This window comes from Streptomyces tirandamycinicus, from assembly GCF_003097515.1.
In the GTDB taxonomy this organism is placed as follows: Bacteria; Actinomycetota; Actinomycetes; order Streptomycetales; family Streptomycetaceae; genus Streptomyces; species Streptomyces tirandamycinicus.
Genome location: NZ_CP029188.1, coordinates 7,029,705 through 7,048,593, shown reverse-complemented (window position 1 = coordinate 7,048,593; position 18,889 = coordinate 7,029,705). Strand labels below are relative to the sequence as shown.

32 protein-coding genes are annotated in these 18,889 nt (G+C 72.5%); 21 read left to right on the top strand and 11 right to left on the bottom strand.

Annotated features, from left to right (window positions below; translation table 11 throughout):
• Positions 1–105: 105 nt before the first annotated feature.
• From DDW44_RS30505 to DDW44_RS30465, 10 genes are all read right to left on the bottom strand, one after another.
• Positions 106–900, bottom strand: coding sequence for a hypothetical protein (locus tag DDW44_RS30505; protein WP_108908521.1), 795 nt, complete (start codon positions 898–900; stop codon positions 106–108).
• 161 nt (positions 901–1,061) lie between these two features.
• Positions 1,062–2,141, bottom strand: a complete 1,080-nt coding sequence (locus tag DDW44_RS30500) for a hypothetical protein (RefSeq protein ID WP_108908520.1) — start codon at positions 2,139–2,141, stop codon at positions 1,062–1,064.
• A gap of 5 nt (positions 2,142–2,146) precedes the next feature.
• Complete coding sequence (locus DDW44_RS30495) at positions 2,147–2,494, bottom strand: hypothetical protein (RefSeq protein ID WP_146207069.1); 348 nt, start codon at positions 2,492–2,494, stop codon at positions 2,147–2,149.
• Entirely contained in the window at positions 2,487–2,780 is a 294-nt protein-coding gene (locus DDW44_RS30490) for a hypothetical protein (RefSeq protein ID WP_108908518.1), read from the bottom strand. The genes DDW44_RS30495 and DDW44_RS30490 overlap by 8 nt, the downstream gene beginning before the upstream one ends.
• A gap of 2 nt (positions 2,781–2,782) precedes the next feature.
• Complete coding sequence (locus DDW44_RS30485) at positions 2,783–3,409, bottom strand: hypothetical protein (protein WP_108908517.1); 627 nt, start codon at positions 3,407–3,409, stop codon at positions 2,783–2,785.
• Between the two features lie 138 nt (positions 3,410–3,547).
• Entirely contained in the window at positions 3,548–4,411 is an 864-nt protein-coding gene (locus DDW44_RS30480) for a hypothetical protein (RefSeq protein WP_108908516.1), read from the bottom strand.
• 84 nt (positions 4,412–4,495) lie between these two features.
• Complete coding sequence (locus DDW44_RS30475; RefSeq protein WP_146207068.1) at positions 4,496–5,302, bottom strand: hypothetical protein; 807 nt, start codon at positions 5,300–5,302, stop codon at positions 4,496–4,498.
• 94 nt (positions 5,303–5,396) lie between these two features.
• The gene (locus DDW44_RS30470) at positions 5,397–5,990 is read right to left on the bottom strand and encodes a hypothetical protein (RefSeq protein ID WP_108908514.1); all 594 of its coding nucleotides are present in this window, start codon (positions 5,988–5,990) and stop codon (positions 5,397–5,399) included.
• Between the two features lie 159 nt (positions 5,991–6,149).
• Positions 6,150–6,287: a hypothetical protein gene (locus tag DDW44_RS32275; RefSeq protein WP_167455549.1), complete on the bottom strand. Its 138-nt coding sequence runs from the start codon at positions 6,285–6,287 to the stop codon at positions 6,150–6,152.
• Positions 6,288–6,510: 223 nt separating this feature from the next.
• Positions 6,511–7,254: a hypothetical protein gene (locus tag DDW44_RS30465; protein WP_108908513.1), complete on the bottom strand. Its 744-nt coding sequence runs from the start codon at positions 7,252–7,254 to the stop codon at positions 6,511–6,513.
• Between the two features lie 274 nt (positions 7,255–7,528).
• Here DDW44_RS30465 and DDW44_RS30460 point away from each other — a divergent pair, with 274 nt between their 5' ends.
• The 15 genes from DDW44_RS30460 (at position 7,529) to DDW44_RS30390 (ending at position 15,678) form a co-directional block, all read left to right on the top strand.
• On the top strand, positions 7,529–7,858 hold the full coding sequence (locus tag DDW44_RS30460; RefSeq protein ID WP_108908512.1) for a hypothetical protein: 330 nt from the start codon (positions 7,529–7,531) through the stop codon (positions 7,856–7,858).
• 106 nt (positions 7,859–7,964) lie between these two features.
• Positions 7,965–8,648, top strand: coding sequence for a hypothetical protein (locus tag DDW44_RS30455; RefSeq protein WP_108908511.1), 684 nt, complete (start codon positions 7,965–7,967; stop codon positions 8,646–8,648).
• A gap of 66 nt (positions 8,649–8,714) precedes the next feature.
• Complete coding sequence (locus DDW44_RS30450) at positions 8,715–9,248, top strand: hypothetical protein (protein ID WP_108908510.1); 534 nt, start codon at positions 8,715–8,717, stop codon at positions 9,246–9,248.
• Positions 9,249–9,343: 95 nt separating this feature from the next.
• Positions 9,344–9,847, top strand: a complete 504-nt coding sequence (locus DDW44_RS30445) for a hypothetical protein (RefSeq protein WP_108908509.1) — start codon at positions 9,344–9,346, stop codon at positions 9,845–9,847.
• Positions 9,848–9,927: 80 nt separating this feature from the next.
• Positions 9,928–10,548 carry a hypothetical protein gene (locus DDW44_RS30440; protein ID WP_108908508.1) on the top strand — a complete coding sequence of 207 codons (621 nt, stop codon included), beginning with the start codon at positions 9,928–9,930 and terminating at the stop codon, positions 10,546–10,548.
• Positions 10,549–10,678: 130 nt separating this feature from the next.
• Positions 10,679–11,812: a hypothetical protein gene (locus DDW44_RS30435; RefSeq protein WP_108908507.1), complete on the top strand. Its 1,134-nt coding sequence runs from the start codon at positions 10,679–10,681 to the stop codon at positions 11,810–11,812.
• Positions 11,813–11,924: 112 nt separating this feature from the next.
• Positions 11,925–12,377, top strand: a complete 453-nt coding sequence (locus tag DDW44_RS30430) for a hypothetical protein (RefSeq protein ID WP_108908506.1) — start codon at positions 11,925–11,927, stop codon at positions 12,375–12,377.
• Positions 12,374–12,592: a hypothetical protein gene (locus DDW44_RS30425; protein ID WP_108908505.1), complete on the top strand. Its 219-nt coding sequence runs from the start codon at positions 12,374–12,376 to the stop codon at positions 12,590–12,592. Before DDW44_RS30430 ends, DDW44_RS30425 begins: the two co-directional genes overlap by 4 nt.
• A gap of 64 nt (positions 12,593–12,656) precedes the next feature.
• Positions 12,657–12,911: a hypothetical protein gene (locus DDW44_RS30420; RefSeq protein WP_108908504.1), complete on the top strand. Its 255-nt coding sequence runs from the start codon at positions 12,657–12,659 to the stop codon at positions 12,909–12,911.
• A gap of 65 nt (positions 12,912–12,976) precedes the next feature.
• Complete coding sequence (locus DDW44_RS30415) at positions 12,977–13,528, top strand: hypothetical protein (RefSeq protein ID WP_108908503.1); 552 nt, start codon at positions 12,977–12,979, stop codon at positions 13,526–13,528.
• Between the two features lie 65 nt (positions 13,529–13,593).
• A complete protein-coding gene (locus tag DDW44_RS30410; RefSeq protein ID WP_108908502.1) occupies positions 13,594–13,860 on the top strand; it encodes a hypothetical protein in 267 nt (88 codons plus the stop codon).
• Between the two features lie 69 nt (positions 13,861–13,929).
• The gene (locus DDW44_RS30405; protein WP_108908501.1) at positions 13,930–14,253 is read left to right on the top strand and encodes a hypothetical protein; all 324 of its coding nucleotides are present in this window, start codon (positions 13,930–13,932) and stop codon (positions 14,251–14,253) included.
• Positions 14,250–14,792, top strand: coding sequence for a hypothetical protein (locus tag DDW44_RS30400; protein ID WP_108908500.1), 543 nt, complete (start codon positions 14,250–14,252; stop codon positions 14,790–14,792). Before DDW44_RS30405 ends, DDW44_RS30400 begins: the two co-directional genes overlap by 4 nt.
• A gap of 98 nt (positions 14,793–14,890) precedes the next feature.
• Complete coding sequence (locus DDW44_RS30395) at positions 14,891–15,346, top strand: hypothetical protein (RefSeq protein ID WP_108908499.1); 456 nt, start codon at positions 14,891–14,893, stop codon at positions 15,344–15,346.
• Positions 15,343–15,678, top strand: a complete 336-nt coding sequence (locus DDW44_RS30390) for a hypothetical protein (RefSeq protein ID WP_108908498.1) — start codon at positions 15,343–15,345, stop codon at positions 15,676–15,678. Before DDW44_RS30395 ends, DDW44_RS30390 begins: the two co-directional genes overlap by 4 nt.
• A gap of 43 nt (positions 15,679–15,721) precedes the next feature.
• Here DDW44_RS30390 and DDW44_RS30385 read toward each other — a convergent pair whose 3' ends face one another.
• Positions 15,722–16,030: a hypothetical protein gene (locus DDW44_RS30385; protein WP_108908497.1), complete on the bottom strand. Its 309-nt coding sequence runs from the start codon at positions 16,028–16,030 to the stop codon at positions 15,722–15,724.
• An 86-nt stretch (positions 16,031–16,116) separates the two neighbouring features.
• On the opposite strand from DDW44_RS30385, the gene DDW44_RS30380 reads away from it, so the two are divergent.
• From DDW44_RS30380 to DDW44_RS30355, 6 genes are all read left to right on the top strand, one after another.
• Positions 16,117–16,485 (top strand): hypothetical protein, encoded by a 369-nt coding sequence (locus DDW44_RS30380; protein WP_108908496.1) that lies wholly within the window; start codon positions 16,117–16,119, stop codon positions 16,483–16,485.
• Positions 16,486–16,573: 88 nt separating this feature from the next.
• Positions 16,574–17,017, top strand: a complete 444-nt coding sequence (locus DDW44_RS30375; RefSeq protein ID WP_108908495.1) for a hypothetical protein — start codon at positions 16,574–16,576, stop codon at positions 17,015–17,017.
• Between the two features lie 99 nt (positions 17,018–17,116).
• Positions 17,117–17,332, top strand: a complete 216-nt coding sequence (locus tag DDW44_RS30370; RefSeq protein ID WP_108908494.1) for a hypothetical protein — start codon at positions 17,117–17,119, stop codon at positions 17,330–17,332.
• Between the two features lie 87 nt (positions 17,333–17,419).
• Complete coding sequence (locus DDW44_RS30365; protein WP_244224159.1) at positions 17,420–17,779, top strand: hypothetical protein; 360 nt, start codon at positions 17,420–17,422, stop codon at positions 17,777–17,779.
• A 42-nt stretch (positions 17,780–17,821) separates the two neighbouring features.
• Complete coding sequence (locus DDW44_RS30360; protein WP_108908493.1) at positions 17,822–18,007, top strand: hypothetical protein; 186 nt, start codon at positions 17,822–17,824, stop codon at positions 18,005–18,007.
• Between the two features lie 351 nt (positions 18,008–18,358).
• Complete coding sequence (locus DDW44_RS30355) at positions 18,359–18,859, top strand: hypothetical protein (protein WP_108908492.1); 501 nt, start codon at positions 18,359–18,361, stop codon at positions 18,857–18,859.
• The last annotated feature ends 30 nt before the right edge of the window (positions 18,860–18,889 follow it).

Here is an 18,889-nt window from a genome sequence, read left to right as displayed (position 1 = left end):
CGGGCAGGGCGCGGCGGTGCGCGGGCACGCCGGCCACGCCGGTAGGGAAGGGGGATAGAGGTGTGCGGTGCCGGGGAGGTGGCGATCCCTCCCCGGCCGGGAGCGTCAGAGAGCGGCGGCCGCGCGGACCTGGCTGTCGATCGAGCCGGTCACGGTGACGTTGGTCGAGTGGCAGGCGGCGACGAACTCGACCTTGACCAGCCCGTCGATGCCCAGGGCGATGGTCTGGCGGCCCCACTGCGCGAATCGCACGGTGTCCAGGGGGCGCAGTCCGGGCGCTGCGGCCTTCATCCGCTGGGCGAACAGGCCGTGTACCGGGGCGTGCTGCCGCACGTCGTCGCTGGTGGTGTCGATCGCGCGGAGCACCGTTTCGACCTGGTCGGGGTTGAGGTCCGTGAACCTCACCCACGACTCGGCGCCGGGCCCTTGGGGCGGGTCACCCAGGTGCGCGGGGCGCGGCTCGGTGTGGTGCAGGGCGCGGCCGCCGTCGCGGAGCGCCCAGCTGGTCGTCGCGCGGCCGAAGCTCCAGTGCGTCGTGACGTCGCGGCCGATGGCGGCCCGGATCTTGCCGACGTTCGCCCGGGTCTCGCTGAGCGCGTTGTGGGCGGGCGCGAGGGTCCGGGCGATGAGCTGGGCCAGGGCGACGCCGTAGGCGGCTGCGGTCGGCGCGGTGGGTGCGGCGTTGGCCTCGAAGCGGGTGCCGTCCGGCAGCATGGCGGCGGCGTAGACGAAGCCGCAGTTGGCGCCGAGGAGTTCGATGCGGTGGCCGTGGTCGGACCGCACGGTGCCCTGGATCTGGCCGTTGTGGGCGGGGAACGTCTGCCAGCCGGTACCGAGGACCGTGCGCGTGGCTTCCAGCACGGCCGAGGCGGTGAAGTCGGTGCTCGTGAGTGTGGGCACAGCGGTGCCTTCCTGGTTGATGCGGAGCGTTGGCGTTGGTCCGGCTCGCTCGTGCCGTCCAACAAGCAAAACTGTACACCGTGTCCGACGATGGGGGTAGGGGCCCGCGCACGTCCCGGGCCCCCGCCCAAGGTGTTCCCCCGGGGAACAGGCGCGCTCGGCTACCCGGCCGGCGGGAACGCCGTCCACGCGCCAGCCCAACCACGGTCGCCCTCAACCCTCCAGCCGGCCCCGCGCAGCACCTCCGGCACCCGTTCCTGCTGCTCGTGTGCCGACTGGCCGATGGCGTCAACGTGGATACCGGGCACGGACAGGTTGGTCGGGTCGGCGGCGCTCACCATGAACCCGTTCTGCTCGCACATCCATGCGCCGTCACCGACGGACTCGCCGTACACGACCGGCTGCAACCCGCCTTCGATCAGCAGCGTGATCGCCGCGTTCTCCGCCGGGCCCCGCTGCCATGCCGGGCTGGGGAAGTACCCGACGGCCGGGGCGGCGCTCTTCGGCACCCACTGCACGTCGTAGGTCAGCGGCGGATGCGCCCGGGTCAGCATCGGCACCGGTTCCGCCCAAGCCACCATGCGGCCCACCTCCGTGACCGCCCGACCGGCCCGCAGCGCGTTCGCCACCTGCACCAGGGCGTCTATCCGCTCGCGCCGTACGATCGCCCCGTACCGGGTGACGGCATGCACCTCGCGCCGCAGCCACGTCAGCCCGTCGCCCAGCAGCTCGTCCGCGCGCACCAGGTGGTCGTGCAACTCCGGCGCGGTGACCATGCGGGCGTCGGTGAGGGCGTGGCGCCGCTCGGCGCGCATCGCTGCCGCCTTCGCCTCCTCCTCCGTCGCCGCGGTGGTCACCTCCGCACGCGTCCACTGGTCTACGACCACCCACGGGTCACCGAACGGCAGATCGGAAGGTATGGGCGCGTACCGGGGCCCGGAGGTGTTCACCGGCCGGTCCGCCACGTACACGTCCCAGCAGCCGGGCGGCAGCGTCACGGCGTACCCCTCACGGGCGAGCGTGTCGGCGATCTGGGCGCGGTACTGCTCGACACCGTCCTTCCGTCCATCGTCGTACCAGCGGACGAACATCCGGCGCGGCTCCTGGTAGTCGTGCGACGTGACGCGGAAACCGTCCTGCCCACCGGGGCCGCACTCCGGCAGCGTGCGGGCGAGCAGCGTCGTCACACGGGCGGTGAGCTCTACGGACCGGAACACGGTGCGCGGCAGATTGCTGGTCATGCTGATCACTCCTGATCTTTACGGAAGGGGACGTGAAGAAGAGGGCCAAGAGCGGCGATCCGGGCCTGCCACGGGCGTCGGGCGACAGCACGGGCAGCAGCGGCCACGGCGCCCACGTCGATGCCCTCTACGGGCATCTCGACGGTCAGGGGCGGGCGGGCACGGTCGTGGCGGCGGATGGTGACGCGCACCAGGCCGGCCCGGACGGCGATGACGGTCACGACGGCCCGGATGCGCCGAGTCTCGACCGTTCCGTCGGCTTCGACGGTGCCGCGAAGCCGACGGGCAAGGTCGTACCGGAGGGCGTCCGCGTGCAGCACCAACTGCGCGCGGGCCCAGGATCGTTCACTCATCGGTCAGGCTCGGCAGCCCGGCCGGGTACTGCGCGAGGTAGGCCAGTTGCTCCCGACCGAACTGGGTGATCTCCTCGTCGGTGAAGCGGTGACCGATCATGGCTGCGCACTCCCGCGCGAGCAGGAACCGGCCATGCAACCAGCGGAGACGGCTGTCCGGGGGCCACACAGCCCAGGCCCAGACGGCTTCCCAGTCGTGCCCTGCCTCGGTGAGGGCGGTGATGTACTCGCACAGCTCCCGCATGAGGATGTCCCCGAGCCGGCCGCGCTCCTTCGCGTTTGCCACGGCTACGCCTCCGCCGGGGTCGCGGTGAGCACGAACACGTGCAGGCACTCCACGATCGCCGGACGGCCGTACAGGTCCACGGGCAGGTCGTACCGGACGTACACCCGCCCCGCGGCTTCGTCGTACGTGGCGCGCGGCCGTCGCTGCTGGCTGACGACTTCCATCACGACGTCCCGCATCCTGTCGCCGGGGATGACGCCGGGAACGTCGTACGCCGCGTCCTCGTCATGCTGCGCCACCAGGTCCCGCAGCGGCACGAGCAGCCCCGACCCCTGGTGCTCGGTCACGTACTGCGCGGAGTCGCGCATGGGCGGAAGCGCGAGCAGCGTCCGCCCCGGCAGGGCGGGGCCCGGGGCGGCGGGCACGAACCGCTGCCGCACGTCCCAGTTCGCAATGGCCCGGCCCAGAGCAGCGCTCACCTGGGCGTCGGACCACCAGCCGGTGCCGTCGTCCTGGCCGTCGTTCAGCCCGTCGTACCGGGACGGCACCCACGACCCGTTGGTGCGGGTCCACACGTCCCCGGTGTGCGTCCACACGTAGCGGTCGCCATCGGCGAAGAGTAGCGGGACGGACGGCGGGGGGAACATGGCCGGCTGCACGGCCGGGACGGTCGAGGTCATGGTGGACACGAGGTCATCTCCAAGGGGGTTCGGTCGGTACGGCGGGGGCACGGTGCGCCCTGCTCACGGCCGCGACGGGCACGGCCGAGGGGAGGGAACAGCGGGCGGGGCCGGGGCGGGCGACGGGCGCGCCCCGGCCGGGCAGGGCTACGGCGCGGCGGGCCGCAGGATGCGGACGTTGCGCCACCACTCGTGCCGGGACGGGCCGAGGACGTATCCGGCGTCCTGAAGCGTGTGGTCGAAGTCCCGGGGGCCGTGGACGGCGTGACCGTCGAACCGGAAGAACAGCGCGCCACGGTGCGCGTCCGGGGCCGCGTCCTCCGGCAGGCGCTCGGGCAGCGCGGGCTTCATGTGGACGTTCCACCCGACGTGCGTGTGCTTGCTCTGGAGGAGACGGCGCACCGTGTGCGCCAGCGCCCACTCCTCCCGCCGCTCGACCGGGGGCCGCACGACCAGGTGGTGAAGCGTGCCCCACTCCCGCCGCTCGGCCCCTTCGCCCTCATGGACGGTCGAGACGTCGAACCCGGCAGCGTGCAGCGCGGGCAGCGCCACGTCACTGATGGACAGCTCCCGGCAGTTCCAGCCGCCCGCGACGTCAATACTGACGGCGCCCATGTACGGGGACACGTCGAACCGGGCGTAGCCGGGCTGCCCGTCGCGCTCCAGGACGTGGATGGTCTCCTTCACCATCGGCGCCAGCGGGCCCGCCGGGGCGCGGAAGACATTGCCGTCCCACGTGTCGCCGGTGCGCTCCCACCCTTCGGCGGTCACCGCGTCCAGCGCGGCACGGTTCATGGCGCGCCACTCGCTCATGGAGCCGCCACGGAACACGGGATTGGCGGGGGCGCCGGGCCGGCCGTCGAGTACCGGGCAGACCGTGACCGTCCCGTCGGAGTTCTCCCGCAGCTGGTAGCCGCGGGAGTCCTCCAGCGGCTCCCCGTCGATCACGGGCAGGGATGCGGCGGACAGGATCTGACGGGCGAGGGCAACGGGCGACGTCTGTACGGACACGGGGAGCCTCCGGGAAGGTGCGGGCGGAACGCGGATGGTGGGGGCCGTCCGGCCGGGACGACGGGCGCCCGGCCGGACGGGCGGTCAGATGCGGTACAGCGCCTCTCCCACGGCGTTGCGGCGCTTCTCGCTCGCGTACGGGGACAGCGCAAGGGCGTGCCGCTCCACGGCATTGCTGGGGCCGATGCGTACGGCCACGACCAGGCCGAGCGGGGCGCCGTCGCCGTTGTACGGCCGGGTGACGGTGAACCGGTACAGCGCTGAGCCGATACGGCGCGTCCACGCGTGCTCGTCATCGGCCACGGCCTGACGGCCGCCGATGGGGAACAGGCCGAAGTCGGCGGCCGCGAGCGCCACGGCGTCACGGGCCTCGCTCAGCGCCCGGTACGCGATGGCGCGCCGCGCGGCGGTGAGGAACGCGGTCATCCGCCGGTCGAACTCGCCGGTGCCCACCTCTTCGCGACGGACCACGCGCATCACGATCGACAGGGCCTCCACGCCGTGCCAGTACGCGCGGTCCCACGCCTTGGCGAACACGGATGCGCTCTCGTCGGTGTGGGCGATGCACGTGGAGACCAGCTCCAGCAGAGCGACGAACGCCGGGTCGTCCTGCACGGCCCCCGTGGGCCCGTCGTGGATGAGCTGAGACACGGCCGTCTCCACGCGGCGCACAGCCTCGAACTCGTCGCTGTCCATGGCGTGCGTGGCGAGCCGGTCGGCGCGGTCGACGGCCCTGAACGCGACGTCGCCCAGCTCGTTGCCCGGGACGTTGCGCAGGGCCGCGCTCAGCTTCCCGAGCGTCTCCGTGCTGGCGCGCTCCTCCACGGCTCTCAGCGCATCGTGAATGGCGGCGACGTACGGGCGCATCTGGGGCGTAACGGCGGTGCTCATGGGTCGAGTCCTCCAAGGGCTCACAGGGACGGGAGAAGGTGGAGCAGCAGGCCGGCGGGGGCGCACGGGCGGTACGCCCCCGCCGGGGCCCGAGTCAGATCCGGTCGGGCTCGATCGCCACGGCCCCGGCCGGGAACGCGGCGCGCAGCACGGCCACGGTCATCAGCGCCTCGATCTGCTCGGCGCCGGGCTCGTCGGCCGGGATGTACGCGTACGTGCCGGTGCCGCTCGGGAGACGGAGCCACACAACGCCCGTCGGCGTCAGCGTCATCTGCCAGCACCGCATGCGGGCGAGCGGCTTGTGGCTGACGCGCGTCCGCTGCCCGAAGCCCCACGGGCCCGGCACGTCATCGCGGAGCGGCTGGAACGGCATGTGCGACGGACCGGCGGTACCGGCCATGAGGTACGGGCGGCTGAGCTCGAACGGGTCCTCCCCGCTCTCCACGACACGGCCGGGCAGCGGGTCACCGGGCGCAAGGTCAGCCGGGGCGATCATCAGCGGCCCGACCTGGGCAAGGGTGCGCGGGTCGGCGAAGAAGCGCCGCATCTCGTCGTCGGTGAAGGAGGACGGGCACAGCGGCGTGTCGCACGCCCAGTGGCCGCGCTCGTCGCGGGTGTGGGTCTCCTGGGCGAGCGTGATGCGGTCCCCCGGTGTGAACACGGCAGGGACGTACGGCAGAACGGACACAGCTACTCCAGATGGTTCGGGATGGGGACCGGGCGCGAAGGATGACCGGCAGGACTCGCTTACGGCGCGCCCTGCACACGGCCGCGACGGACAAGCGGCGCGGTCGGGGGCCGGGGCCGGGGCGGGCGACGGGCGCACGCCCCGGCCCCGACTGACGGATCAGCCCGTGAAGTCCAGCGCCAGGAGGCAGGCCAGCGCGAGGGAAGTGCAGATGAAGCCACCGGCCGTGCTGAGCGCGAGGAAGCGGAACTCCTTGCGGGTGACGGGACGCTCGTCGTCAGGAGACTTGCCGAACATGTACAGACCTCCAAGGGCCATAGGTGGGTGGGGCGCTCGTGCATCCCCGCACCGGGTCGCGACCAGGGCGCCGCGGCTCGATGCGGGCACGACGAAGGGCAATGCTGTGACCAGCGGAAAGGGACGCTCGTGGAACTCGTGAGACCGTCCTATGCGCGCGCGGGGCGGGGGTCTCATCGGGCAGGCCGGGGCGCGCCGGGGGGTGCGGCGCGCCCCGCCGGGGCTAGCGGGTGCGGGCGGTGATGCGGCGCCGGTAGCGGTCGAGCCGCTGGCCCATGCGGCGGGTGAAGTGGGCCCAGTTGGTGATGCGCCACAGGCCGTAGCGGACGGGGATGCGGTGCAGCGGGGCGAGTGCGGCGGGCTCGATCTCTCCGGCGTCGGCGAGGTGCACGAGGATCGCGGCGGCGACGCGGCGGGGGGTGGCGTCGGCCGGGGCGATCGGGGCGCGGTACTCGTATGCGCCTTCGGCGGTGGTGCAGTCTTCGGTTGCGAAGCGCCAGCCGCCGTCACCGTTGTAGGCGTAGTGCTCGGCGCTGCCCGCGAGGGTGAGGCCGAAGGAGTGGCAGGCGACGCTGCCCACGTGCGCGTCCAGGTATCCGGCGCGGATGAGGTGCGCTTCCACGGTGCGCAGGAACGCGCGCTCTTCGGTGTGGTCGAAGTGGAAGGCGAAGGCGTTGCGCTCGCCTTCGGCCCAGTCGTGGCCGTTGGTCTGGCGGTACTCGGGGCTCATGGCGAGGTCGAGCACCTTGGTGGCCATCGCGCGGTCGTCGTCGTCTGCGTCGGGGGTGAGGCCGGTCCACACGGTGGCGCGCGGCTCGTCGTACCAGAGCTCTTCGCTGTCGGGGGCGGGGCCGCTGATCTCGACGCTGGAGATACGCCCGTCGGGGAGCTGGGCGATGGTGATGTGCAGGTGGGCCGGCCCGGTGACGGTGGGGGTGTCGGTGGCCTTGCCGAGGGTGACGGGCATGGGTGTCCCCTTTGGTTGGTTGGGAGCGTTGGTGTTGGGCCGGCTCGCTCGTGCCGTCCAACGAGAAGAACTGTACACCCTGTCCGGCAGTGCGCAACAGCCTTAACGGGAATCCCCTGATCTATCGCGCCTCTTATGCGTGGCGCGCATTCAATCTTGGACGTGGTGTGCACTTTTTGATTCTGGTCATGTAGAGTGGTGCTCGCACCGAACGGCAGCGACGGAACGAGCACCCGTCAGCCGCCGAACGCTCCGGAACCAAAGGGGAACCCCTGTGTCTGCTGCCGCCGCACGCCGCGCCCGCCGCCGCAACGCCGCCGCCGAACTCCGCAACCGCCGCCGCATGAACCGGCCGCACACCGTGAAGCCGTTCCTGCGCTCCCTCGGGTACGAGACAGCGTTCGTGGAGCGCTACGCCTCCCCGTTCGGCCGCCACGCCGCCAAGGCGTACCGGGCCGCCCACGACGGCCGTGACCCTCAGACCACCCGCCGCCGCGTCAACGGCAAGCTCCGCACCGTCTTCCAGTACCAGCCGGGTGACCCGGCCCTGACGATCGCGCTCTCCACCTACAAGCGCACCGCCGAGTACGCCCCCGCCGCGTAGCACCCGCTACGCCCCCCAGCTGGCCGGGCGCCCGGCACTCCCCCCTCACCGGCCGCCCGGCCACCCTTCCCCGCTCACCCCGCTACGCCTCGACAGGAGATCAGCCGTGCCCGCGATCGACCGCGCCCCCGAACTGCCCGACCCCGTGACCGTCATCGTCTGCGCCAACTGCTGCAAGAACCACTTCGCCGCCGGGCCGGACGGCCGCTTCCACTGCCCGTGCGGAAGCGTCATCACCCCGCGCGACCTGGTGTTGGACCCGGATGAGCGCTGGTGCATCACCCCGGCCGGTCTGCTGGCCTACGTCACGGCGCCCGTCGTGGCGCTGAACCGGTACCGCGAGGCGCGGGCCGTGATGGAGGACCCGACCTTGTGGGGGTGGCAGAAGGCGGCTCACGCCGAGTACCGCCGGGCGCTCGCCGAGCTGGACGCCGCGCGCGCCATGGGCCTGCCGCTTCCCCACGACATCCCCGTGGAGATCGGGCGCGTCTACTTCGCCGCCGTGGTCAACCCGGACGGCACGTACGGCGGGGGCAACCCTCACGCGCTGGGGTGGGACTGCACGATCTGCGCGCCCCGCGCCACCGACCCGAGTCGGCAGGAGTCGCACCCGTGCCGGAACCCGCGCGGTCACGCCTTCAGCACGGTCAACGGCTGGACGCGGCACGCCGACCGCCGCCACACCCACACCTTCGAGGTGCTGTCCCCCGTCGCGCCGAACCTGCCCACGGCGCGCGACCGCGCCGCCGAGATCCTGACCCGCCGCCAGGCCGCCGCCGTCCTCGCATAGCCCTGCTGCTCCCCGGGGCGCGGCACCCCGCCGCGCCCCGCCCTTCCCGCGATCGGAGAACCCGTCATGACCCGCTCCCGCCAGACCTTCGAGCAGATCCGCGCCGCCGTCATCCTCGGCGCTCTGGGCGCCCTGCTGGTGCTCGCCGCCGCTGCCGTCGTCGGGGCCGTGCGCTCCGCTCCGTCCGGTCCCACCCGGCCGCCTGCCACGGTCACGGTCGTTGCCGAAGACGACCAGGAGGACACCGTGGCCGCGTACAACGCCGGTGACGACAACCGCGACGGCGTCATCGAAGAGGACGAGTCCGGCCGGGACTGCGCCACGATGGGCAACCGCCAGTGCGGCCCCGTCCCGAACGCGCCGCTCGCCGCGCCCCTGGAGTGCGAGCACAACGACGCCCCGCAGGACGTCTTCCGGCTGTGCCTGAAGGTCGCCGCGCAGCCGCCGTACGCGTGGACCAACCCGGACGGCTCCGGTGGCGAGGCGCCCGACGGGCGGGCCCGCATCGCCGACCTGGACGTAGGGCCCGGCACGCCCGCGTGGGCGGACGCGCTGCGCGCCCTGGACGCCGAGTACCGCGAGCACACCACGCGCCACTGAGGAAACGGCCGGCCCTGCGCACCGTGCGCCGGGCCGCGCCGCAAACCCGCCGCCCCTGAAACCCTCCCCGCACCCTTGGAAAGGACCCCCGCGCGATGAGCAGCAACCCGAACCCCACCCTCCCGGACGGCACGCCCCTGAGCGTCCAGCTCTTCACCGTGGAGGGCAGCGCGTACGGCCCGTACGTCGCTCTGCCGCTGAGCGACATGTGGACGCCGTACAGCGCGCACCTGTTCACCCGGGCGACGGCCGAGGAGATCGTGAAGGACCTCCACAAGGACGACTGCGGCATGACGGCCGCGTTCGCCGACGACGGGACGCTCACGTTCACGTGGACCCGCGACTACGACGGCGACGGCGGCACCAAGAGCATCGCTCCGGACGGCCACGGCCGGTACGCCATCGGCGGCATGTGGTCGTGGGACGAGTGGGGTGACCACGTGCCGCACACCGCCGGGCAGGCCGTGTTCGCGCTCGGCGCCGCCGAGTACCGGTGGACGGCCGACAGGTGCACGGCCCAACCCGAAGGGCTGGACGGCCTGTACGCCCGGGGCCGCGAGGAAGCGCACGCCGTGACGCTGCGCCGCGAAGAGCCCTGACCAGCCAGTGGGCCCGGGGCGCGCCGCGTGCTGCGCCCCGGGCCCTGCAACCGCCCATTCCCGTCCGAGAGGAACCGATCATGACCACCGTCGCCGCCCCGTCCGCCCACGCCATCGCCCGGCCGCTGGACGCCACCGCGACCGCCTACGCCCTGAGCAACGCCGACCGCGACAGTTCACCGGCCCCGGTGTCCGGTGCGCTGCTGCGCTCCCTGCTGGCGTCCGCGCTCCACTCCCGGGGCGCGGCCGCCGTCGAACCCGACACGGGCACGGTGCTGCTGACGTTCGGGCAGATCGCGTGCATGGCGCCCGCCGAGCTCGGGCCGGTGTTCCGTGCCGTGCCGTGCGAGCGGCCGCCGCTCACTCCGTGCTGCGCCCGGTGCGGGCACTGGAAGGGGGAGCACGACAACCCGGCGGCGCCGACGGCGTGCACCCGGTACCGGCTGAGCATCGGGCCGGCCCGGTACTCGATGCCCGACCACGACGGGGTCACGTACGCGTGGGTGCGCCGCATGGGCCGCTCCCGGGTCGTGTTCCAGGTCATGGAGCCGTCCGTGTACTTCCCCGGCGGGACGCTGGTCGTGCACCGGTACCCGGAGATCGGTGACGGGCCGGTGTCGTTCTCCGCGCACTTCCGGGTGATCGACCCTGCGATACGGGCCGCGTTCATCGCCCGGGCCCGGGCGCGTGTGCGCCGCTGACTACCAACGATCCCCGGAGGAGCGGGGATTCCCTGTCAACCTGGTCGGACATGGTGTACAGTTTCCCTTGTTGGACCGCACGAGCGAGCGGGACCAACGCCAACGCTCCGAACCGACCGAAGGGGACACCATGTCCGCCGACCCGCAGTGGACCTCCTACCTGACCAGCTCCACGGTGTGGAACTGCACGGAGTCGAACCTCCAGCTCTGGCACGCGTTCGACGCCGACGGCCACGCCCTGTGCAACCGCCGCATCCGCGCCCACGGGCACCGCGACTGGACGTGGTTCCGCACGCTGGCCGACGCCGAGGCGTTCCCCCTCTCCAACATCCACGACCGGTGCCGCGCCAAGGCTGAGGCCAAGGTCGCCAGCCACCCCGAGGCGCAGAAGCGCGCCGCCGAGGACGCCGCGTGGGAAGCGGAGCTCGCCGAGGAAAAGCGCCAGGACCAGCGCGCGACGGCCGCGTTCATCTTCGGTGAGACCTGCTACACCGCCTCCTACGTGGTCACCGCCTTCCAGGCGAACGCCGACGACACCGTTGCCGAAGGCGGCCCGCAGTTCACCCCGGCCGAGATCTGGGCCCAGATCGGTGACGTGCTCGGCGACTACGGCCCCGACGCCATGGCCCACTACACCGAGGAGCGCACGCCCGTTGCGGCCCTGATCGCCACGTGGAACCACGTGGACGACCTCGCCGTCGCCGGGACCCTCTCCGGCGACCGGGAGAACGAGCTGATCGCCGAGGCGCGCGCCGTGCTCGCCGCCGCCACGGCGGCCGCCACCGCCGAAGACGACGACCAGGACGACGAGCAGCCGGAGACGTCTACCGGCGTCACCCTCGCCAAGAACCCCCGCTCCTGGCAGGTGCTGCTCCACACCGACTCGCCACTCACCGGCGCCCGCTGGGCCGACCTGCCCCTGCATTCCGTCGTCCCCGCCGAGCAGCTCTGCGCCGGACAGGACTGGCACGCCGTCGACCAGCAGCTCACCGCGCGCGGCCTGACCCGCTACGGCTTCCCCCACGCGATGAGCGCCGGGCACGCCCTGGACCTCGCCCGCAAGCGCTGGGAGGCCAAGGGCCCGCGTGCCGCCTGGTTCGCCTTCCTGCGCGAAGAGGCGCCCGCCATCGAGGCGATGCGCGCCGAGTACGCGCCCACCCCGGAGCACGAGCGGGCCGCGTTCGAGTTCGCCACGGCCGCAGTTGCCCACCCCGCCCCGCTCACGCTCGCCGAGCTGCGCGCCATCGCCAACGGCACCGCCTGACGGCCGCACCCCCCGGCGGGAGCGCGCGACCCAAGCCGCTCCCGCCCCCCATCCTCCTACCCCAGCACCGAGCCCGGCCCGCTGCCGTGCCCTGCACTGAACGGAACAACCGATGTCGCTCACTGCTCTGTCCCCCGCTCACGACCAGTCCGTGCGCGAGCTCGCCGACCACCCCGTCATCGAGGAGATGGCCCGGGACCTCCTGCGCGCGACCCCGGACATGCTCGCCGTCCTCACCACCGACGGGCACAGCCCGACGACTCAACTCATGGCCCTGGCCAACGACCGATACGCGGAGCGCACCGGCGGGCACGGCCGCCACCTGGGCAGCGTCGCCCGCGCCGTCCTCGCCCGACTGGGGACGCTGCGCGCCGAAGTGCTCTCCGACCAGCTCGCCGCCCTGCCGGACACGGTCACCGAGGCCCGGGCCGCCGAACTGGAGGCGCGCCAGGCCATCCGTGACATGTGGGCGTACGGCTTCCCCCGCTGTCCGCTCACGAAGTACGCCGAGGTTTCCGGGGAGCTCGCCGACCGCCTCGCCGAGGGCCCGGAGGCGACCCGATGAACCGCAAGGCCGCAGAGGCAGCGCTGGCCGCGTACGTCGGCAACTGCGGGCCCGGTGAGGCCAAGGAGCCCGAGCACTGGCAGGCCAGTGACCTGGTCACGGATCTGCTGATGCTGTTCGACGCCGACACGGCCAGGAAGATCCTCCGGCGCGTCGAGGGCGACCTCACCGCCGAGCAGCCGGACGTGACTCCGGTCCTTCCCGCCGCCATCTGACCCGCTACGCCCCCGGGGCTCGGGCCGACGACCGGCTCGAGCCCCGCCCAGAAAGGAGTGCCCCGTGCCCACGTTCGAGTTCACCGCCACGCTGACCGCGAAGCTCACCGTCACCGCCGACAGCGAGGACGCCGCCCGCGACGCCATCGACGCCATCAGCGAGACCAAGTTCGAGGAGTCGTTCACACAGGGCGGAGTCGAGATCGAGGACATCGCCATCGAGCCGCACACCGCAGACCTTGACGCGGTCGACGGCATCGAGCTGCACAGCTGCGTGGGGGACGGCTGCACCGTCTGCCCCACGCCTGCCGCCGCTTAGACCCGCCCTCCCGCGCCCGGGCCCGATGCCGGCCCGGGCGCGGCCCTCGCAGAAAGCCTCTGATCATGAGCGACACCATCGACTACGTCGGCTACGTCCACGGCCTGGTGCGCCGGTACCGCGACATGGACGCGTGCCACACGGAGAGCCTCGCCCCGTACCTGGGCGCCGACGGCGACGCGGACCCCCGCCGCTACGCGGACTACGACGAGACCCGCGCCACCAACGCGCTGCAGGCGGCCGAGTTCCTCGCCGAGCTGGTCGGCGAGCTGGTCGCCCTGTGCGGTGAGCCGGTGCCCGGGGAGGCGTTCACGCTGACGTTCGCCGGACTGGAGCGCCACGACGGAGAGAAGCCGTACGGCTTCGTCGTCTGCGCCCGCGACCTGGACGACGCGCGCCGTACCCTCACCGGCCTGCCCTCTTTTCGGGAGTGGTTCGAGGGGCAGCGCCCTTTGGGCGCCCCGGACGGCCAGGCGCCGGACGTGCTGTTCGTCGCCGACGAGTCCCACCCCGGCATACCCGCGTGGGGCGCGTACAGCGACCTGCGCCGCGAGCAGGCCGCCGCTGCTTCGGCGTCTGCCGTAAACGCTGCTGCGCCGCTCTCCCTCTCCGCCTGACCACCCCTGCCGCGCCCGCCCGGCCGGTACGCCGGGCGGGCCCCTCGAAAGGACCCCGACATCTCATGTCCACTCTGCTGCTCGGCCGCTGGGACCACGGCGGGAACCTCGTGATCACCGAGTCCCACCAGGTGGAGGACGGCGACCAGGCGACCATCGACGCCCTTGTCGAGGACCAGGACGACGCCGACTCGATGGCGTGGTCGTGCGCGTTCGACGTGGACCGGCACGCCGACGCCGTGCAGCGCGCGTTTGAGGAGTACGTCCGGGACGGCTTCGACGCCGAGGGCCTGATTGATGAGGTCGAAGGCTTCGAGCCCGTCACCGCCTGACCACCTCTCCGGCCGCCCGGCACGTACGCCGGGCGGCCCAACCCCCAACCTCACTCCCTGGAGGAGCCCATGACCGCTACGCCTGCCCTGTGCGGAGCGCCCGGCCGCGACGAAGAAGAGGGCATCGACGTCACGTGCGATCTGGCCCCACACGGGCCCGACGAGCGGCATCACGCCGTGCTCATCGGCCCGTACACGCGTGAGCCCATCGGCGAGATGTGGTGGCCGAACCCTGAGCCGGCCCCGCCGCACGAGGTGATCCTCCGCCTGATCGCGGAGCACGTCACCGAGTCGAACAACGTCGGCGGCCTGGACGTCAACGACCTGGTGACGGACCTGGAACGCGCCGGATTCACCCTGCCCGAGATCCGCGAGGACGGAGAGCCCGCATGAACCTGTACGGCACTGGCGACACCATCGACGTCGGCACGACGCGCGGGCCGGTCGGCTACGCCCCCGGCGGCATTGTCTCCGCGCACCTGGACCCGGGGTTCCTGACCGACAGGGAGCGCGTGCTGCCGCTGCTCACGTCGTGGACCCGGGAGCAGCTGTACGCCCTGGCCGACATCGTGATCGGGGAAGCGGACAGCCGCACCGAGGGCGAGTTGCTGCGGCTGCTGCGCGACATCGGCGCGGGTGAGCCCGGCAGTCCGCGCGTGACGCACATCGAGTTCGTCACCACCTCGAACTACGAGGACGGCGTGTACTGGGACGACAGCACCGTCTACGTCCACATCGACGGGCATGACGAGCCCGTCCCGGTCGACTTCGAGAACCCCGACGACGACCCGGTGCAGACGGCCCGGGACGGAAAGTTCCGGACCCTGCTGGCCGACTACTCCCGCGCTGCGCCCCCGGCCGACGGCGCGCACCTGGTCGTGAACCTGGCCACCGGCGAGTTCGACGTCTCCGGCAAGTGGGCCCTGGTCTGACCCGCGCCGCTGCGCCCCGCCGCGCCCGGCGGCGGGGTGTAACGCATTCGCCCCCTCACTCCGTCTACGTGGCGACTCCACCGCACCGAGAGGACCCCATGAACCACCACCCGCACCCCGGCTTCATCTGCGTGCCCATAGGCAGCGACATGTCCGGCACGAAGGTGAACGCCGCCCTGGCGGACGAGGTGAAGCAGCTGCGCGCCGAAGTGGCGCGGCTCCGCGCCGGTGAGGAACCCATCGAGCCGTACGAGGAGATGACCAGCGGCGGGCATCTGCTGTGGGCACTCGGGCACGCCCCGGCCGAAATCCGCCTGAGCGTAGCCAACGGCCTGGTGCACAGCATGAACACCGCGCACCGGTGCGGCATGGAGAACCATCAGGCGACGATCGCCCTGAACCGGCGCCGTATCGAACGGCTCGAAGCCATGCGGGACCGCCTGCACCACGAGGCGAAGCGGCAGTCCCAGAAGGGCGGACCGGAGGCGCGCGCCGTGGGCCTGGCGCTGAGCTTCGTCCTGGCCTACGACACGGACCCGGTGACGGTGCTGTGAGCCGCACGCGCGTCTTCCGCTACGCCCACACCCCTGTGCGGGTCCGCGTGCGCGGCGGTGAGCCCGTCTGGTTCACCCGGGACCTGGCCGCCGCGCTCGGCGTCCCGTTCCCGCCCGGCCCGCTGCTCCCCGCATCGCCGAACGGCCTGCTGGGGATCGCGACGGCAGCGCAGGTACGGACGGTCATCGAGCGGGCCGGCTCGGGTACGCCCAACGGACTCCGGGCCTGGATGACGGACGTGTCCGCGCAGCTCACCGCGCCCGCGCCCCGACAGCCAGCCCTGGCCCCGGTCCGCCGCTCCCGTCCCGCCCGCGACTACGGACACCACTGACCGGCCCGGCGCTCATCGGCTCCACCTACTGACGGCTACGCGGTCAGCCGTACCGGCCCTGGAAGCGAGTCGGCTCCACTGTGCTGCCGTGCGCCGCCTTGAGCCCTTCCTGCGGCCACCAGTACGAACGGGAGGTGATCGACGTCGAGCCGTGCACGTCGACTTCCACCTGATACGAGACCCGGCCGTCCGGGTAGTCGTGCCGGGCCTGCACGACGGCATACCGCCATCGCCCGTTCACCAGCACGAACAGACCCGGGCGGTTCCCGGCAGGCCAGAGCCACACCGTCGGCGCGGGTCCGTCTTCCGGCCGCCACGGCGGTGCCTGCTCCGGTTCCGTGCTGGTGTCCATGGTTCGAGAGTAGGCGGCAGGACGCGACGCAAGGCGTGACGGTAGGCGACCCTCCCGCGGATTCGTCTCCGACAGGAAGGTTCCCCATGTCCGACTCCCGGACCTCGCTGCGCAGCGCCGCCGAGCTTCTCGGTCTCGCCCTGGTCGTCCTCGGCATCGTCGTCGCCCTCATCGCTGTGTTCGGTGGCAGCCCGAGTGCGCCCGGCCCCGGGCCGGCCCCGTCGCCCACCGCCACTACGCCGGTCCCGTCGCCCACCAGCCCGACGCCGACCGGCGGCACGGACGCGGGCACGACGACCGGCGGCGGCCCCGGCCCGGCCCCGACGTCCGGCACGGACGGCGGCACGACCACCGGTACGACGTCCGGCGGGACGTCCGGCACAGACGGCGGCACGACCACCGGTACGACGTCCGGCACGGACGCCGGCGCCGTCACCGGCGGCGCCTCCTCCTGAACCTCGTCCCGCCCCGCGAGGCACCCCGCCGCCAGGCGCGCGGCGGGGTGCCCCCGCATGTCAGAGCCTCGAACTAACATCCCCGAACATGCCGAGCACCTCCCCCGAGCAGAACCCGACGAACAACGCCTCCACCGCCGACGAGCAGCCGTTCGACCCCCTGTACTTCCCGCCCGACCTGGTCCAGAAGCAGCAGGCGCTTGCCGCCGCCTACGCCGAACTGCACGCCTTCAGCGCGAACCCTGACCTGCCGTGGTCGGTCGAGCCCGGCGGGGGATGGGACGACACCGGCAGCGGACGGTGGCGGGAGACCGCGCGGCCGGAAACCGGCGGCTGGACCGACGAGCAGAACGCCGAGTATGACCGGCTGTGGGCGCAGGCCCGCGAGCGCGCGATCGACGTCAGCTGTCACCCGCACTGGAACGCCGTCCGGCAGCACTGCTCCCCGGAAGATGTCGTCAAGGCGCGGCAGGCCCTGAAGACCTACAAGGGCGCCACGCTCGCGCAGGAAGACATAGCGGCAGCGGCCTGAGCGAATCCTGCGCGGTCATGCTGTCCTACCCCGCACGACCGCGCCGAAGGGGTGAGGCGCCCAACCTGGCGTCGCAACCCCGCACCGAAAGGCCATCCAATGGGCCAGAACAACGCCGCCGCGCGTCCGCGCACGTACGTCGTGATCAACGGCCAGCCGCTCTTCGGCGACCGCGAGATCACCTTCGTTAGCGCAGCGCCGCTCGGTTCCACCATCCGTATCCGCGTCGGTGGCCGGGCCGCCACCGTCACCCTCACCGGGGAGTCGATCGCGTTCGGCCGGCTCGGCGCCACCGCGGTGATCCGCTACCTGTAGGCCCGGCCGGATGATCCGCGCGCCCCGGACGACTGCCCGTCGCCCGGGGCGTCGGGTCGTGTCAGTCCCGGGTGGCACTGTGGCCACATGGTCACCGGTTCCGCCCCCACGGCCTCCGCGACCGGTACGGCAGCCAGCCCGGACGCTCTGCGCCTCGCCGTGCGGATCACGCTCGCAGCCCGGGCCGACATGCTGCGCCGCAGCCTCCCGCCGCGTCCGCACGATGTGCGCGGTCGGTATGAGTGGTGGCGCTCCCTCAGCGCCGAGCAGGCCCGGCAGGCGACGCTCTTGGACCACCTGGACGCAATGTGTGGGCACCTGGACGGAGAGCCCGCACTGGGGCACTCGGCCGACGACCCGCTCCCGGAGGCCGCTCTGGAGGCCGCTGACGGGTTCACCGACGAGGAGACGGCCGCCATGATCGCCGCGTTCCGCGAGGCACGCTGACGCACGGGACGGTAGTACGCGGCCGCGTCTACGTTCCCGCCCATGACTGACAGCTCCGCACCCGATGCCCGGCCCTCCGGCGGTGTCGTTTCCTCCCGGCTGGTGATCGGCGAGACCGTGCCCCCGCGGATCGTCTACGCCCACCCGCCCGGCCGGGATGCCCTGGACCGAATGCTCGCCTCCAGCCTGAAGCGCCTGCGCCGTGTCCGTCGTGGCCTGCGGAAATAGCCCAAGTGCGCTCCAGCGCATCAGGGTTTCCTAGTGCGCTGCAGCGCATCAGGTGAAATCCACGTGCGCTGTGGCGTACCTGGCCACGTGCGCTACACCGCACCTGGCCTGATGCGCTGCAGCGCACGTAAACAAGAAGAACCCAACACAACCGAAGGAAGAAGACGAACAAGGGCCGTAGCGGACCCCGGTGAGCCGCTGCGGCCGCGCCGTGGTCACCGGCATCCTCGGCCGACAAGCGGCCTCACCCGGGACGCAAACCCCTTCAGCCGGCTTCATCAGCTCCGACCGCTCCAGGCCAGGCAGCCGACCCCATCGGCACGCCCGGCACGAACGACCGGAAAGAGCACCATGAAGCCCACCGTGATGAACGCCCTCGAAGCGTGGAAAGAAGCGTCCGACAGCCTCCAGGAGAGCGCCGTCAACGCGCTGCGCCTGGCGCTGCCCGGCCTCGACCACACCAAGACCCCGACCTACTGCTGCCCCGTCATGCTCCACATCGACCGGCCGAACGACCTCGGCGCAGGCCGGGTGTGCGTCGATGACGACACCCGCGCCACCGTCGAGCTCGACGACGTACCGAACGCGGTGATCGCCGAAGCCGTGGACGAAGTCTTCGGGATCGCCTGGTTCGACCACGCCGACGGTCCCCTGGAAGACGAAGGACCCGGCACGTACAACTACGACGACGAACAGACCGGCGCGGAGTACGAAGTCGTCCTCGGCGGCAACGACGCCAACACCGGCCGCGTCTTCGTTGCCTACGTGCCCGTCCCGTACGCCGTCGAGCTCCTCGACGCCATGAGCACCGCGCGCGAGCGACAGCAACGCGAGGCCGCCGCGACCTCCTGAGCAGCCGGGGCGGGCCCGCGCTGCCGGTCC

What these genes read in the sequence shown, in the direction of transcription:
- DDW44_RS30500 (WP_108908520.1), bottom strand. Translation starts at nt 2,141, where the DNA reads ATGACCAGCAATCTGCCGCGCACCGTGTTCCGGTCCGTAGAGCTCACC.
- DDW44_RS30495 (WP_146207069.1), bottom strand. Translation starts at nt 2,494, where the DNA reads ATGAGTGAACGATCCTGGGCCCGCGCGCAGTTGGTGCTGCACGCGGAC.
- DDW44_RS30475 (WP_146207068.1), bottom strand. Translation starts at nt 5,302, where the DNA reads ATGAGCACCGCCGTTACGCCCCAGATGCGCCCGTACGTCGCCGCCATT.
- DDW44_RS32275 (WP_167455549.1), bottom strand. Translation starts at nt 6,287, where the DNA reads ATGTTCGGCAAGTCTCCTGACGACGAGCGTCCCGTCACCCGCAAGGAG.
- DDW44_RS30465 (WP_108908513.1), bottom strand. Translation starts at nt 7,254, where the DNA reads ATGCCCGTCACCCTCGGCAAGGCCACCGACACCCCCACCGTCACCGGG.
- DDW44_RS30450 (WP_108908510.1), top strand. Translation starts at nt 8,715, where the DNA reads ATGACCCGCTCCCGCCAGACCTTCGAGCAGATCCGCGCCGCCGTCATC.
- DDW44_RS30445 (WP_108908509.1), top strand. Translation starts at nt 9,344, where the DNA reads ATGAGCAGCAACCCGAACCCCACCCTCCCGGACGGCACGCCCCTGAGC.
- DDW44_RS30440 (WP_108908508.1), top strand. Translation starts at nt 9,928, where the DNA reads ATGACCACCGTCGCCGCCCCGTCCGCCCACGCCATCGCCCGGCCGCTG.
- DDW44_RS30435 (WP_108908507.1), top strand. Translation starts at nt 10,679, where the DNA reads ATGTCCGCCGACCCGCAGTGGACCTCCTACCTGACCAGCTCCACGGTG.
- DDW44_RS30430 (WP_108908506.1), top strand. Translation starts at nt 11,925, where the DNA reads ATGTCGCTCACTGCTCTGTCCCCCGCTCACGACCAGTCCGTGCGCGAG.
- DDW44_RS30425 (WP_108908505.1), top strand. Translation starts at nt 12,374, where the DNA reads ATGAACCGCAAGGCCGCAGAGGCAGCGCTGGCCGCGTACGTCGGCAAC.
- DDW44_RS30415 (WP_108908503.1), top strand. Translation starts at nt 12,977, where the DNA reads ATGAGCGACACCATCGACTACGTCGGCTACGTCCACGGCCTGGTGCGC.
- DDW44_RS30410 (WP_108908502.1), top strand. Translation starts at nt 13,594, where the DNA reads ATGTCCACTCTGCTGCTCGGCCGCTGGGACCACGGCGGGAACCTCGTG.
- DDW44_RS30405 (WP_108908501.1), top strand. Translation starts at nt 13,930, where the DNA reads ATGACCGCTACGCCTGCCCTGTGCGGAGCGCCCGGCCGCGACGAAGAA.
- DDW44_RS30400 (WP_108908500.1), top strand. Translation starts at nt 14,250, where the DNA reads ATGAACCTGTACGGCACTGGCGACACCATCGACGTCGGCACGACGCGC.
- DDW44_RS30395 (WP_108908499.1), top strand. Translation starts at nt 14,891, where the DNA reads ATGAACCACCACCCGCACCCCGGCTTCATCTGCGTGCCCATAGGCAGC.
- DDW44_RS30385 (WP_108908497.1), bottom strand. Translation starts at nt 16,030, where the DNA reads ATGGACACCAGCACGGAACCGGAGCAGGCACCGCCGTGGCGGCCGGAA.
- DDW44_RS30380 (WP_108908496.1), top strand. Translation starts at nt 16,117, where the DNA reads ATGTCCGACTCCCGGACCTCGCTGCGCAGCGCCGCCGAGCTTCTCGGT.
- DDW44_RS30375 (WP_108908495.1), top strand. Translation starts at nt 16,574, where the DNA reads ATGCCGAGCACCTCCCCCGAGCAGAACCCGACGAACAACGCCTCCACC.
- DDW44_RS30370 (WP_108908494.1), top strand. Translation starts at nt 17,117, where the DNA reads ATGGGCCAGAACAACGCCGCCGCGCGTCCGCGCACGTACGTCGTGATC.
- DDW44_RS30365 (WP_244224159.1), top strand. Translation starts at nt 17,420, where the DNA reads ATGGTCACCGGTTCCGCCCCCACGGCCTCCGCGACCGGTACGGCAGCC.
- DDW44_RS30360 (WP_108908493.1), top strand. Translation starts at nt 17,822, where the DNA reads ATGACTGACAGCTCCGCACCCGATGCCCGGCCCTCCGGCGGTGTCGTT.
- DDW44_RS30355 (WP_108908492.1), top strand. Translation starts at nt 18,359, where the DNA reads ATGAAGCCCACCGTGATGAACGCCCTCGAAGCGTGGAAAGAAGCGTCC.